Below are 13888 nucleotides of genomic sequence, written 5' to 3' on the forward strand. Positions count from 1 at the left end.
GGATTTGATATTACGGCAAAAGTTCTTTGATTACAGCATCCTGCCAGGGCTGCAAGGCTAAGTCTAGCTCTGGCATGTAAACTGGCGAGGGCAGCAGTTCGGCAAACCAAGTAGTCATGGCAATGTTATCGGCAACTATCCAGAAGTCAGTCGGAATAGAGCCATCGATATGCCGACTCAAGACTCCAAACCCCAACCGCTGGCGACGATATTGCCAGACTGGAGCATTCTGTTTGACCCATCGGTCAAAATTATCAGAACGTTCCATACTCGCTAGCAAGTCTCGTTCCATCTCGGCAGGCAATTCGGTTTTGGTAGCAAGAATCCATGCTTGTCGGAGTAAATTGGCTCTTTGAGAAGGATTTTCCCAAGCTTGAATAAGCATCATTTCTGGAGAGGAAGGGGGTTGGGAGAGACTTGGTTGGGGAGATTTTCCCTCGGCAAGCGCCAGGATTGTTTGACTGAGGGGCGTTTTATATGCCTCCCAGTCGGCGCGAGCAGCTTTTAAATTTCCTTGCCACCAGTACAACCCGCCGCGACTGCGATGTAAGTAAGCGTTCATTTCTCCCGATTGAGCATATTGTTGCAACAACTCCTGGTAGCGGGTTGCCATACGATCGAGAACTTGAGAATAGATAGGTTGCAATCCTTGCGATCGCCAAACGGGACTGGTAATAAATAACGGATCGCGCAGTCCTTCTAGAGAAAAGGCTTCTATTGCTAAATCCGCTTTTCTTTGCCCCAATAGACTCAATCCCAATCCAAACATCACGCCGCGTTTGGCACGAACCAGTCGTGCGGCACGGGCAAATGCTTGACTGGCAGCTTTCGGATCGCTTTGCAGCAACAACCAGCCGAGATTGCTATAGCCAAATTCTTGGTAGGGCGAGATCGTATTTCCTTTTTGCAGCCAAGCGATGCTCTCATTTAATAACTGTTGTCGTTGCCGAGGATCTTTGGTTTGCAAGGCGAGATCGCCGAGATTCCAACCTAACTGATAGGGGTAATAGGGTTCCCAAGGCGCGAGTTGATGTGCCCTAGTTAAGCGATCGACAAATATCTCGACTTTCTCCTGACCGAGTGCCAGAAACCCCTGGCTAGACAGTTGCCAGGCACGATGAATTGGAATTAGCCAAATAAGGGCGACTATGAGAATGCCCAATCCAGCGTAAAATGGGAGGTTAAATTTTGACTTCTGTGGAGATTTGAGATATCGAGTCTCTAAATCTGACTTCTGACTTTTCAATATCGAGGCAATGCAAGCTAGATAAATGACGATCGCGCCGCTAATGGCAACGTTATCTAATTGGTAATCCGTTAGACTAATTATTCCATAAGCGAGTAATCCGCCATAGAGACTCCACAGGAGAATGCGATCGCCGTGCGCTATAGGAGTCTGACGCAACTGATGCCTGACTAGCCAATAAACGAGCAACGCGATCGCGCCCAATACGGGAATAATGCCCCAGATGCCCAACTCCGCCCAGAGGTGAACCGGGGTACTATGCAACTGATAAGCCAACTCCGACTCTCGTCCCGCCCAGATGGGACGGTATTTTTGATAGGCAAAAGGAACGCCGCCTATCCCGATTCCCGCCCAAGGGCGATCGCTGCCCATCTGCCAGCCCAGCGCAGCGTTAATCAGGCGATAGGCAAGTTCTCCTCCGTCCGTGTTTTGGAGGATTGCCACGATTAAGGTGCGAAGGCGATTGTTGGCAAAGACAAGCAATAGCAGCAGGGCAATCGTTGCCATTCCCCCTATCGCCAGCCCAAGTTTGGGAATTCGACTGCCGAATAATAAAACCCCTAAACCAAACAAACAGAGAGCAAATAATCCCAACCATCCGCCCCTAGAACTGGTACTGTAGAGGTCTAATAAACCCAAACCAAGGGCTATCAGCCACAAATAGCGCCGCCATCCTACACGAAGAATGCTCAACCCTGCGAACAAGGGTAAGATTAGCATCAAATAGCCAGCCACATAGTTTTGGTGTCCCAGGGGTGCCCAGTTGCGTAACTCCAGAACCGAAAAATCAAACGGCAAATTAACGCCATATTGCTTAAGCGACTCTAGACGCGCTAATTCCGGCATTAAAGTTTGCGTCGTCCAAAGGCTAAGGCTGATAATGACAAAGAACAAACCCACATACCCTAGCGTCGCTAGGACGCGATCGCGGCGATCGGAATTATCTAAATAATTATTTAAAGCGTATAAAGCTGCTAGAAAACATAACGCCCACCACCCATACCAACGCGCTTGGTTCGGAAATTGGGCGAAAATGCTAGAAACTAGCAAGCCAATCATGCCCAACCCGATGCACCAATCTAAGCCATTGCCCAGCGATCGTACTCGCCCCCAGTGCCAAAGTTGCCACAGCAACCAAAGTACCGGACACAGCAATCCGATCTGCCAGATAGCCACCCACGACCACTTGACCGTTAGGCTGTGACTGTCTGGCAATAAGGTAAAAAGTCCATAGAAGCAAGCTGTTAGTAAGGCTAACAACCGTCCCTCAGCTCTAGATTCTGACATACTGCTCTGCCTAAATCAAAAATCTATTTTTACTATTTTGCTAAGTTTTGGCTACGATACGCGCGATTCTTTGTAACTAAAGCGCAAAGCCAGAAAAAATTTAAATTACTTAATATTAAGATTACTGTTTTCTGATATTATTTGGCTAAATTTATCCAAAAACTTTTCTAGCTTTTGGGATTATTTGCCAAATCATTTAGATTAAATTGAGAGGAAATCGATCTAAAAATCTCTTAACTACTTGTGTAAAATCCTCGATGGAGATATGAAAGTTGCATACCCAAAGAATATTTGAACGATCGATACCTTGGAAAGAGCCATCGAATTATCTCTTTTTTGGAAAAAATAACAACACAAGATGGCGCAAACTGTTATTTGCCGTTCGAGATCGCAAAACAACTATCGTAATTCGCAACTACTGCATTGTCCTGGGATGTGTGACGCTTTTATGTTTGGGGTTAGCAGAAGTTTACAATCATCCTTCTAGAGTCGCCCAACAAGATCGGTTAAATAACTACGGTTACTTCATCGGTGCTGGTTTAGTCGATTATGCGAACAGGGCTATTTATCGATAAATGAGTCGCTAGTCGAAGTCAATTGGCGATCGCTTCGATAGAATCGTAGATAAGCTGCTCTAAAACTGATGAAATCATGGGCAATCGCAGCAATGAGCCATCGATCGCAAAACCTTGCGCGATCGCCACTTCCCAGTCTCCCATCTTCCAAATGCGCGATGTTAGCAAGACCTATCAAATGGGAGAAGTGAAAGTTCAGGCACTTAAATCGGTCACTCTCGACCTTTATGAAGGAGAATTTGTCGTCTTACTCGGTCCTTCTGGAAGTGGAAAATCAACTCTGTTAAATATTCTCGGAGGACTCGACATCCCTTCCGGGGGACAAGTAAAATTTCGCGACTGGGATCTCACCAAGGCAGACGATCGCGCCCTCACCCACTACCGCCGAGAATATGTGGGCTTTGTTTTCCAATTCTACAATTTAATTCCCAGTCTAACTGCATTAGAAAACGTCGCCCTCGTCACCGAAATTGCGACTCGTCCGATGCGCCCTAGAGAGGCGCTAGGATTAGTGGGACTCGACGAAAGGCTAAATCACTTTCCCGCCCAACTATCGGGGGGAGAACAGCAAAGAGTTGCGATCGCTCGTGCCATTGCCAAACGCCCGCAAGTCTTATTGTGTGACGAACCAACGGGCGCATTAGACTTTCAGACAGGAAAGTTAGTCTTGGAAGTGTTAGAGAAAGTCAATCGGGACTTGGGAACGACGACTGCGGTAATTACTCATAATGCCGGGATTGCAGCGATGGCAGATCGGGTGATTACTATGCGTAGCGGTGAAATAATTAAAATACAGCGCAACGAGACCAAGAAAGCGCCTGCCCAGTTGGAGTGGTAATACCATTTTCATTCATTAATAACAGAGATAGTCGATCGCCCTCACTCCAACTCTTCTCCCAGAGCGGTAGAGGAGCCTTCCACTTAAGACTTTAGACTTCTGCCTGAAGTCCCTTAGCCCCTTGTGAGAGAAGGGATTTAGGGATGAGGAGACAAAGATTTGTCAGTCAATTAGCAGCAGCTCTATTGTCAATTGTTCTGGTTAAGTCAAGAGCCTTTCTACTGTTACTTTAATATCTGGAAAAGCGATCGGTGAAAGGTTTCCTTGACTCAATTCTTGTTTGAGCGAATAGTCACCTTCTTGTGGTTCTCGAAATACAGTAATTTTTCTACTTTGTAAGTCCAAAACCCAATATTCTTGAATCTCAGCAGCAGCATAGATTGATTTCTTAAGTTCCAAGTCTTTTTTCAGGCTAGTCTGAGCTACCTCAACGAGAAAAAAAATATCTTCTGGATTAGGATGGCGAGCGTCGTATCTCGATTCTGGCGGTCTAACAATGGCGATATCTGGTTCGGGTTCCGAATCGGACAAAGTTATCGGTCCATTAAAGCGAACTTCGGCTCTACCGGCTAGCAATTCCTCCAGATATCTTGCTCCTCGTTTTGCCGTATTGTAATGAAGGGGCGTTTCTGGACTCACTTCAATAATCTCACCAGCTAGTAACTCCAGGCGGCGATCGCGTAAAATCCCTGCCTCAATCATTCGATGGTAATCTTCGACCGACCATTTAGCTAGGATTTTCATAGTAGTTTGCCAACTTTGCGGCGATTTACTAGCAATCGATCTAATTCTAACTTTTAAAATTCAAGAGAAAAAATCGAAATGATTTCTTGGTCATGTATGCCCTCGACCTGAAACTACTACGCGAACTCTGGCACTTGCGGGGTCAGATTATAGCAATAGCTCTGGTTGTCGCCTGTGGGATCGCTAGCTTTGTCCTAGCAATGAGTGCCTATCATTCCCTACAATTGACTCAAGCCACCTACTACGATCGCTATCATTTTGCCCAAATTTTTGCCTCCCTCAAACGCGCCCCAGAAACGCTCAAAACGCAAATTGCAGACATTTCAGGAGTTGCTCAAACTCAAACGCGCATTGTCGTAGATGTCACCCTCGACGTTCGGGGTTTAGAAGAACCCGCGACGGGAAGACTGATTTCAATTCCAGAACGCCGCGTTTCTATGCTCAACGACTTGTTTATCCGCCAAGGACGCTACATTGAGCGGGGGCGAGGGGATGAGGTGCTAGTCAGCGAAGCCTTTGCCGAAGCCAACCAATTGAACTTAGGCGATACAATTGGTGCCATTATTAACGGTCGCTGGCAAAAGTTGCGGATTGTCGGGATCGCTCTTTCTCCAGAGTACGTTTACGAGGTGCGCGGGGCAGGAGAATTGTATCCCGATAACAAGCGCTTCGGAATTATTTGGATGGGACGAGAAGCATTGGGAAACGCTTTCGATCTGGATGGGGCATTCAATAATGTTACTCTCTCCTTGAGTCCGGGGGCGCGAGAAATTGAGGTCATCAATCGCTTGGATCGCTTATTGGAACGCTACGGGGGATTGGGGGCTTATGGACGCAAGGATCGGGTGTCTAACAGAATTATTTCTGATGAGATTAGAAGCCTGGAAGTCACCGCCACTGTTGTTCCTTCGATTTTTTTAGCGATCGCAGCTTTTCTCCTTCACGTCGTCCTCTCTCGTCTAGTAGGAACTCAAAGAGAAGAGATTGCTGTCCTCAAAGCCTTTGGCTATAGCAATCTCGCCATTGGCATTCACTATCTAAAATTTGTTTTTGCCATTGTCAGCGTTGGGGCTATCGTGGGTATATTGGTCGGTCTTTGGTTGGGCAACGGACTGACGCGACTTTATGCTGAATTTTTCCGCTTTCCCATTTTCCGCTACGAAGTCGGCTCGAATTTACTGATAAGCGCAATTTTAGTCAGTTTTACAGCCGCCGCGATCGGTGCAATTGTAGCAGTACGGCGGGCAATTTCCTTGCCCCCAGCAGAAGCCATGCGCCCCGAACCTCCGGCTCGATTTAAACCGACAATTATTGAAAGGCTGGGACTACAGCGTCTTTTTTCGCCTGCAAGTCGTATTATCCTGCGCAACTTAGAACGCAAACCCATTCAGGCTTTTCTCTCCATGCTAGGGATTGCCGTAGCAGTGGCGATTTTGGTGACGGGACTTTATTTCCAAGATGCCATAACTTATCTGATGACGGTGCAATTCCACACCGTTCAGCGAGAGGATGTAACCGTTGTCTTCAACGAACCCCGCCCCGCCCGGACTCGTTACGAAGTGGCTCATTTGCCTGGAGTCATCCGTTCCGAACCATTTCGTCTGGTGCCTGCACGCCTGCGTTTCGAGCATCGCACCTATCGCACTGCCTTAACGGGAATCGATCCGAGGGGGGAATTTCGCAGCTTGATCGACAAGAATTTGTACTCGGTTTATCTGCCTCCCGATGGGGTGGTATTGACTGCGAAACTGGCAGAAATCCTCGGCGTTACTCCAGGAGATACTTTAACCGTCGAGGTACTCGAAGGAAGCCGTCCCGTGCGTCAAGTCCCAGTGGTGGGATTGGTGGACGAACTTATCGGCATTCAAGCGTATATGGATATCGATGCTCTCAACCGACTGATGCGAGAAGGACAAACTATCTCTGGTGCTTATCTATCCGTCGATCCGTACCTTGCGAGCCAGCTTTATTCTCGCCTAAAACGCATTCCCGCGATCGCAAGTTTTTCGACGCGCGAAGCAACTATTAGAAGTTTTAAGGAAATTAGCGCCAGGAACCTGCGCGTATTCACCTCAGTCCTGGTCGTTTTCGCTTGCATTATTACCTTTAGCGTCGTCTACAATGCGGCAAGAATCGCTCTCTCCGAACGGGGACGGGAATTAGCTAGTTTGCACATTATCGGGTTTACTCGCGCTGAGGTGGCTTTTATTTTGCTAGGAGAACAAGCAATTCTCACGTTGCTTGCTATTCCCCTTGGTTTTGGATTGGGATATGGATTGGCTGCTTTAATGTCTTTTGCCTATGATTCCGAGCTTTATCGTCTGCCTTTAATTATTACGAAATCTACCTATGCTTTTACGTTTGTTATCGTTATAGTCGCAGCTTTTGTTTCTGGGTTAATTATTCGCAGACAGAGCGATCGCCTCGATTGAATTGCTGTTTTAAAGACTAAAGAGTAGGAAAGTATCGAGTCTAAAGATAGGTATCGACAAGTTCAAATCATAATAGTCTAGTGCGTGCGCGTGAGCGCATACGTCCCGCTTGCGACTCTTGTTGGTCGCACTACGGGTTATTGTGGTCTTTCAACTGGACTTGATATTAAATGTAAAAACAACTCGCCACCTAACCATAACAAACTGTAACCATCGGCTGGCAATATCAGTTGGCAAGCTTACGCTGGAAGTATAGAGGGAGTGCCACCCGAAAACTATGAAGTACTTACCTCAAAAGCTTGTTTACCTGATTGCCGGACTCGGTATCGTTACCTTAGTCGTTTTCTCGTTCCGTCCCGCACCCATTCGGGTTGACATGGCAACGGTCAAGCGCGGTTCTTTGCAGGTAACAGTAGATGGCGAGGGAGAAACCCGCATTCGCAACCATTACGTGGTTTCTGCGCCCGTGGCAGGGCGGCTGGCTCGCCTTAACCTCAAAGAAGGGTATAAAGTCAATAAAGGCGCATTAATTGCCCAAATCGATCCCCTGCCTCTAACGGCTCAAGTCAGAGAAGCTCAAGCACGGCTGCGGGAATGGCAGGCAGAACGCGCGGGAGTGGCAACCTTGCGACCGAAAGCGGCGGCGCTAGCTCAAGCCCAAGCACGCATCAGAGCGGCAGTGGCAGCCGAAAGAGTAGCAGAGGCGAAAGTAAGGCAAATTGAAGCAACACTGGCGCAGGCAAAACGCGATCGCGATCGCGCCCAACAATTACACGCCCAAGGCGCAATCTCCCGTCAAGAGTTGGAAAATGCAGAACTTTTAGAAATCTCTCGTGCTAAAGAATTGGAAGCAGCGCAACGAGAAGTTGACAGTGCAGCGGCAGAAGTCGCAGCCGCCCAAAAAGAACTCTCCATTCTGCAAGCACAACAACGAGATCCCGATTATTTGCTCGATGTCTACGATGCTCGCATTGCCGGCGTTCGCGCCGAACTCGAGAAGCTAGCCGATGAAGCCAAACGTACCGAAATTCGCGCTCCTGTTAATGGCTATGTCCTGCGAGTTCTTCAGGAAAGCGCTAGGTATGTAGAAGCAGGAACGCCTCTGTTGGAAATAGGTAATCCGAAAGACTTAGAGATCGTCGTCGATTTGCTCTCTAGCGATGCAGTAAACGTGAAACCTGGGGCAACGATGCTAATCGAACATTGGGGAGGAGAGCAAGCTTTAAAGGCTAGAGTACGCTATGTAGAACCATCTGCTTTTACGAAGGTTTCAGCCCTTGGAGTTGAAGAACAACGGGTAAATGTCATAGCCGATTTTGTCAATCCTTCTATTCCCCTAAGCGATGGTTATCGAGTAGAGACGCGAACTGTGGTTTGGGAAGGAAAAAACGTACTAATCGTTCCTCTAAGTGCGCTTTTTCGCTGTGATGGGCGACAGAATGGCTCGGATTCAAAGGCTTGGTGTACTTTTATCGTGGAAAACAACCGAGCCAGAAAACGCGAGATAGAAATTAGTCAGCGCAGTAGCTTTGAGGCAGCAATCAAACGGGGACTCCAAGCAGGAGAAAAAATTATTCTCCATCCGACCGAGCAAATTGAAGAGGGACAAAGAGTAGAATCGCGGTGAGCGTGTTAGTAGTTAGTCTGTAGTAAAACCAACTACTAACCATTAACTACTACCGACTACCCGATCGCTCGGAATCAGAATTTTCTAGCTGTTGCCAGTCTTCTCCCAATTGAATGGTGATATCGGAGGCTAGAGAACCTGTACTTTCGACTAATACTTCGCCAAAGCCCAATTGAGCGCGAAGGGCTGCGGCACCGCCATCATCTCCCATTTGAGCAACGATGCGACTAACTTTCAAAGGTTCTTGCCAGCGATCGCTGACGTAAACCCTACGATAGCCAGCTTCTTTGAGATAGCGAACCATCGTTTGTACTGCCTCTGGATTATCGGTGCTATCTTGAATTGCTATTCTCAAGGATGTCGGATCGACTTCTTCAGATTCGCCGTACTCGCTAGCATTCTCAGGGGTATGGTCGAAATACTGAGTAGCAATTTGCTCGATGCGGCGTTTGCTGGGCAGCCAGTAGCTCACTTGTTTCCTGCCATCTCCGCTAAACTCGCCGGGTAGCAAAACCATTTGCACGTTCGATCGCTTTGTCTGCGCGGCATAACCCCCAAGGGCAGCTAGTTCCTCTAGGGTCAAATTGGTATCGATATGGGATTGCACGACCCCAAGTATGTCTGGTATCTTCAGCAACGTTTGCGGTTTGAGTGCTTGCTCGATGAGCGCTCTCATGAAAGTTTGCTGGCGCTGCACTCGCGAAATATCTCCGAATTGGTCGTAGCGAAAACGCAAAAACTGAACGGCTTTTTCTCCGTTGAGGTGCTGCTTTCCTTTTTTCAGATTGATATAAAGATGCTGGCTGTCGTCTTGATATTTCATATCTTTGGGAACGTAAACCGTCACTCCTCCCAAAGCATCGATGAGTTTTTCTACCCCTTGAATATTAACTCTCACATAGCGATCGATCGGAACTCCTCCCATGAGTTCGCTTACCGTCTCTGCTGCCAAAGCGGGACCGCCATAATAATTCGCTTCATTGATTTTTCTTACTCCGTGTCCTTCAATCCGCGCTTGCGTATCGCGAGGAATTGAAAGTACGGTCAATTTCTCATTTTCGGGATCGAATCGCAGCAAAAGCATGGTGTCGGAAAGCCCTTTAAAAGAGTTAACGAGCGCGTGATATCCTAAATTTTCCTGCGGCTTTTCGTGTTCTTCTAGATCGGAAGTCAGAACTTTAGTCCCCATCACTAAAATATTGACCGGGCGACTTAATTGCGGCAAGTTCAAATTTTTGTAGGAAATGGTTTTCTCTTGGTTGAAAACGGCGGCTTCTTCTGGCGATAGTTTGCTTTGTTTTAAAGGCGTTGAGGATAAAGAGACAGCCAGAATTGCCCCAGCAGTCGCCGAAAGCAATGCTACACCAGTTAATCCTAAGCCAATTAATAGCCAACTCGCTCGAAATTTTTTGCCACTTGCATTTTTAATTCCATGAACACTCACAGGTCGCTCGACATTATGGGCTGACACAGACTCTCTCACACCTCAAAAAATAGTAGTTACTTTTAGTATGCGGTTAAAAGTTGGCTAATGACCATTGGCTGAGGCAATTCGGCTCATTAGCTTGTTAATATCTTAGTCATGCAAAGGTTGGTTTTCGGATAAGTCATTATAGATTGTTGACTCATTTAGTTAGACTACTCTTGGGACGCATTGTGTTCCTGAATTTTTGTGCGATCGCATTCTGAGTATGAAAAAAACTATTTTTCACCCTAGATTTTTGGAAAGCGAAATGAATGGAGAAGCGCGTCCATCATTAATGGAATACAATGATTTTCTAGGTTATGGTTTTGTGTAATTTGCTGGATGCCTAAAGTTAGTGTCTGCATTCCTACTTACAATCGCGCCGACTTTCTGACTTATTCGGTTAATAGCGTTCTCCAACAGACCTATCCCGATTTTGAACTGATTATCTGCGATGATGGCTCTTCGGATAATACGTCGGAGATAGTAAGTCAGTGGCGCGATTCGAGAATTCGCTATATCAGGCAACCTGAAAATGTTGGCAGAAGCCGAAATATGCGCTCTGGTTTCGATGTGGCTGAGGGAGAGTATTTTCTCAAATTTGATGATGATGATGGGCTGACTCCTGAGTTTTTAGAGAAAACTGTCGCTATTTTAGATTCAGAACCTTCGGTAGATTTTGTTTGTACTAACCACTGGATTATCGATCGCAATGGCAAAAGAATTGAGTCGGCTACTCAGGAAAATTCTATCAGGTGGGGAAAAGATAAACTGCAACGGGGAGTAATCCCCGATTTGATGTGGCAAACTTTTTACTACCAAAGCTTGCAAGTCGGTTCGACTCTATTTCGTCGCGCTTGTTTGCAAGAAGTCGATTATATGCGTCCCGAAGCCGATGGTTGCGAAGATTTCGATCTGTTAGTTAGATTAGCGATCGCTGGAAAACAAGGCTATTTTTTACCAGAATTTTTAATGGAGTATCGCTTCCATGGCGGACAAACTAGCTTAAAACAAAATTTTCATTTCTTAAAATCCAAGGTATTTTGTATCGATAGCTACCAATTTCCCGATGAAAACTTAGAACGACAGCGCCTTGTCAAATTAGCCCAGACCCAACTAGATTTAGGGTTAAGAGCGATCGAAAATGGAGACGCTAAAGAAGGACGAAAATTACTCCAACAATCCAATCAAGTATTAGGACGTTCTCGTCGGGCTACATTAGGTTTATGCTTATCTTATTTCCCTTTCAGTTTGCGACAAATAGCTTTTCAAAGTTTTCGACAACTGCGCCCTAAAGATTATACCGAGCAAGTCCGAAAAGCTGTTGAATAAGTCGAAGTGCGATTAATCTGAGATCTTGCACCATTCTCAACAACTGCTGTTGTTATTAATTTCCTGGCCGAGCGAAAAAGTCTTCTAAGGAATATTGAATAAGAATTTCAGTCGATTTTAATCGAGTTGAGCTTTGGGACTAGAACTTTAGTTCTAGATTCTTAGATTAATCAAACCAACCGATATCTTCGTTAGATAAAACAGTGGTTGGTTGATTGGAGGCAATAAAACGTCCAATCGGTCGGCGTTGAAGTGCATAATTGGCAATAGCTGCTAGTTGTAATTCTGTCGAGTGAGAGGCATCGGAAGCTGCTTCAAGAGATTGTTCGTTTTGTGCTTGTTGTAACTGGGCAGAAAGTTCTTGTACTAATTTCTTTTGTTCTTCTAATTCCGATTGAAGGCTTTCAGCTTTTTGTAATTCAAAGTAGAGCTTCTCAACTAATTTTTTGTTTTCTTCTAATTCTAATTCCATCTGAATTGTTTTCTCCAATTGAATTTGGAGAGTTTCTACTAATTTTTTTTGTGTCTCCAATTGCGATTCTAAAGATACGATTTGCTCCTCAAGAGAACCAGAGTGTTGGTTGGCAGATTCTAGGGCAGCCGTCAACTCTTTTACCTTATCTTCCAACTGATTTGAAATAGTTTTTCTCGCTCGCGATCGCGTTCTAGAAGATGATTTGGAAGTTTTAGAATTAGATAAAGTTACATTAGCGCCTCGATCGTCGCTTGGCGAACTTGTACTTGTAGTAGTTGCTGACTCAGTAGATGTATTATTAAGTTCTTCTCGTAGCAGGTCGGATAAACGTTTTTTGGTCATAGCTGATTCCAATCTCGTTGTAGTTCTTCTGCCACGCGGCGATAATCCGCTTCGGCTTCGCGAGCATTTTTTCCCTGCCACTGGGTTACGGGCATTCCCTCTAAAACTGCCCGTTCGTGGGCTTTATAGTTGCGAACGAAGGCGTGACAGGCAGGAATTCCCAACTCTAATAGGGTATTTTGCGCTTCTAAGGTTTCTTTCAGGCTGCGAGGGTCTACTTTGGTCAACAAAACCCGATGGGCGACTGCTAAGGGCATTACTGCTTTCTGCACCGTCTCGATTAAAACGGATAAATCCATCGGTGCGGGTGGGGTCGGCAACACCAAATAATCGGCTGAAGCGATAACTGCTTTCAATGCCTCAGAACGTAAGGCGGGAGGGGTATCGACTACCACGAGATCGTAATCGCTAATTTGGCGCAAATTTTCTAATAGCTTGGGTTCTGTTTCTTGGGATAGGTCGAAATCTATCTCCGCATCGCTTCGTTCTATCCACCACGTCGCCGATCCTTGGGGATCTGCATCGACTAGCAATACCTGCTTTCGTTCGGCTAAGATTGCGGCTAAATTGACGGCTGTTGTGGTTTTGCCAACGCCCCCTTTTCCGTTAACAACTGCCAAAATTCTGATTTTTGGATCTGAGGATTTTGAAGACGCTTTCTTTTTTCTCACGATCGCGATCGCATTTTCTGCTTTTAGGCGCTTGAATCAATAGTCCTCACCTTACCATGTTTATTTCTCTTTAGGTTAGCAAATAAATAGCTTGTAACACTTTGACCAAAACAATTGTCAATTCGCAATTTGCTCGTCCTCCTCGCTGCACGAGTGGCAGCGGAGTGCGAGGAGCAGCGATGCAAACTGGTAATTGCGAATTGGTTTGACACGCTATGCAATTTTAGTTTTTCATAAAAAACTCAGATCTTGCACCTTTAGCATCAACGCCTAGAACTTTAGTTCTAGGCTCAAAGCTCAACTCGATTAAAATCGATTGAGATTAATGATGCAAGATCTCAGTTTTTAGGGAGTTTTTTTCATTTCTGCCGACATATTCCATTTATAGTCTTCCTGTAATTCTGTAATCCAGGCTGGATGAGCGGGACCAACAAACTCGTACTCGCCATCTTCTTCTGTCAAGAGAACGTTGTCGCCAGGATTAGCCGAACCTTCCATGATGACTCTGCCATTTCCCTCTTTTGCTTCAGTTCCCTCCATATTCATTAGCTCAATCGATAAGTAATTGCCAGTTCTTCCTCTAACGCGACCGAGTACGTAGTCGGAGAAGCTCATCTGCCCTTCTCCCCCTTCATAAGTATCGTGTCCTAAAGCCTGACTAATGAGGGTTTGTGAGGTTTGTGTGGGTTCTGCGATCGCAGGAGTAGCTGCAACTGCTGATAAAGAGGCTAATATCAGTATTCCAGTTAATGCGTGAGAATTTTGCTGTAACATAATTACCTCACTTGATTCTAAAAAAAATTGTTTTTAAACCTTTAAAAGTTTAGCTAGATTTGGCGGTAGCCGCAAAAATT

General features: G+C 45.9%; 12 protein-coding genes. 5 read left to right on the top strand and 7 right to left on the bottom strand.

Going from position 1 to position 13888, the window contains the following annotated elements; genetic code table 11:
* Window positions 1–10 precede the first annotated feature (10 nt).
* Window positions 11–2533, bottom strand: a complete 2523-nt coding sequence (locus NIES593_RS13805; protein WP_073600136.1) for an O-antigen ligase family protein — start codon at window positions 2531–2533, stop codon at window positions 11–13.
* Between the two features lie 272 nt (window positions 2534–2805).
* Here NIES593_RS13805 and NIES593_RS13810 point away from each other — a divergent pair, with 272 nt between their 5' ends.
* Entirely contained in the window at window positions 2806–3108 is a 303-nt protein-coding gene (locus NIES593_RS13810; RefSeq protein ID WP_217651905.1) for a hypothetical protein, read from the top strand.
* An 18-nt stretch (window positions 3109–3126) separates the two neighbouring features.
* On the opposite strand, the gene NIES593_RS25225 is transcribed toward NIES593_RS13810, so the two are convergent.
* Window positions 3127–3252: a hypothetical protein gene (locus NIES593_RS25225; protein WP_281250741.1), complete on the bottom strand. Its 126-nt coding sequence runs from the start codon at window positions 3250–3252 to the stop codon at window positions 3127–3129.
* Between the two features lie 7 nt (window positions 3253–3259).
* On the opposite strand from NIES593_RS25225, the gene NIES593_RS13815 reads away from it, so the two are divergent.
* Window positions 3260–3946, top strand: a complete 687-nt coding sequence (locus NIES593_RS13815; protein ID WP_175561141.1) for an ABC transporter ATP-binding protein — start codon at window positions 3260–3262, stop codon at window positions 3944–3946.
* Window positions 3947–4147: 201 nt separating this feature from the next.
* Here the strand turns inward: NIES593_RS13815 and NIES593_RS13820 are convergent, their stop codons facing one another.
* Complete coding sequence (locus tag NIES593_RS13820) at window positions 4148–4690, bottom strand: Uma2 family endonuclease (protein ID WP_073600138.1); 543 nt, start codon at window positions 4688–4690, stop codon at window positions 4148–4150.
* A 92-nt stretch (window positions 4691–4782) separates the two neighbouring features.
* Here NIES593_RS13820 and NIES593_RS13825 point away from each other — a divergent pair, with 92 nt between their 5' ends.
* Entirely contained in the window at window positions 4783–7122 is a 2340-nt protein-coding gene (locus NIES593_RS13825; RefSeq protein WP_073600139.1) for an ABC transporter permease, read from the top strand.
* Window positions 7123–7399: 277 nt separating this feature from the next.
* The gene (locus NIES593_RS13830; protein ID WP_073600140.1) at window positions 7400–8749 is read left to right on the top strand and encodes an efflux RND transporter periplasmic adaptor subunit; all 1350 of its coding nucleotides are present in this window, start codon (window positions 7400–7402) and stop codon (window positions 8747–8749) included.
* Window positions 8750–8798: 49 nt separating this feature from the next.
* Here NIES593_RS13830 and NIES593_RS13835 read toward each other — a convergent pair whose 3' ends face one another.
* Complete coding sequence (locus tag NIES593_RS13835; protein ID WP_073600141.1) at window positions 8799–10220, bottom strand: LCP family protein; 1422 nt, start codon at window positions 10218–10220, stop codon at window positions 8799–8801.
* A 336-nt stretch (window positions 10221–10556) separates the two neighbouring features.
* Here NIES593_RS13835 and NIES593_RS13840 point away from each other — a divergent pair, with 336 nt between their 5' ends.
* Entirely contained in the window at window positions 10557–11546 is a 990-nt protein-coding gene (locus NIES593_RS13840) for a glycosyltransferase family 2 protein (RefSeq protein WP_073600142.1), read from the top strand.
* 166 nt (window positions 11547–11712) lie between these two features.
* On the opposite strand, the gene NIES593_RS13845 is transcribed toward NIES593_RS13840, so the two are convergent.
* The 3 genes from NIES593_RS13845 to NIES593_RS13855 all read right to left on the bottom strand — a co-directional run bounded on the left by NIES593_RS13845 (window position 11713) and on the right by NIES593_RS13855 (window position 13808).
* Window positions 11713–12363: a hypothetical protein gene (locus NIES593_RS13845; RefSeq protein WP_073600143.1), complete on the bottom strand. Its 651-nt coding sequence runs from the start codon at window positions 12361–12363 to the stop codon at window positions 11713–11715.
* Window positions 12360–13034, bottom strand: coding sequence for a ParA family protein (locus NIES593_RS13850; protein WP_073600144.1), 675 nt, complete (start codon window positions 13032–13034; stop codon window positions 12360–12362). The genes NIES593_RS13845 and NIES593_RS13850 overlap by 4 nt, the downstream gene beginning before the upstream one ends.
* 345 nt (window positions 13035–13379) lie before the next feature.
* The gene (locus NIES593_RS13855; protein WP_073600145.1) at window positions 13380–13808 is read right to left on the bottom strand and encodes a hypothetical protein; all 429 of its coding nucleotides are present in this window, start codon (window positions 13806–13808) and stop codon (window positions 13380–13382) included.
* Window positions 13809–13888: the final 80 nt, after the last annotated feature.

The sequence above is a fragment of the Hydrococcus rivularis NIES-593 genome, from assembly GCF_001904635.1.
GTDB classification, from domain to species: Bacteria; Cyanobacteriota; Cyanobacteriia; order Cyanobacteriales; family Microcystaceae; genus Hydrococcus; species Hydrococcus rivularis.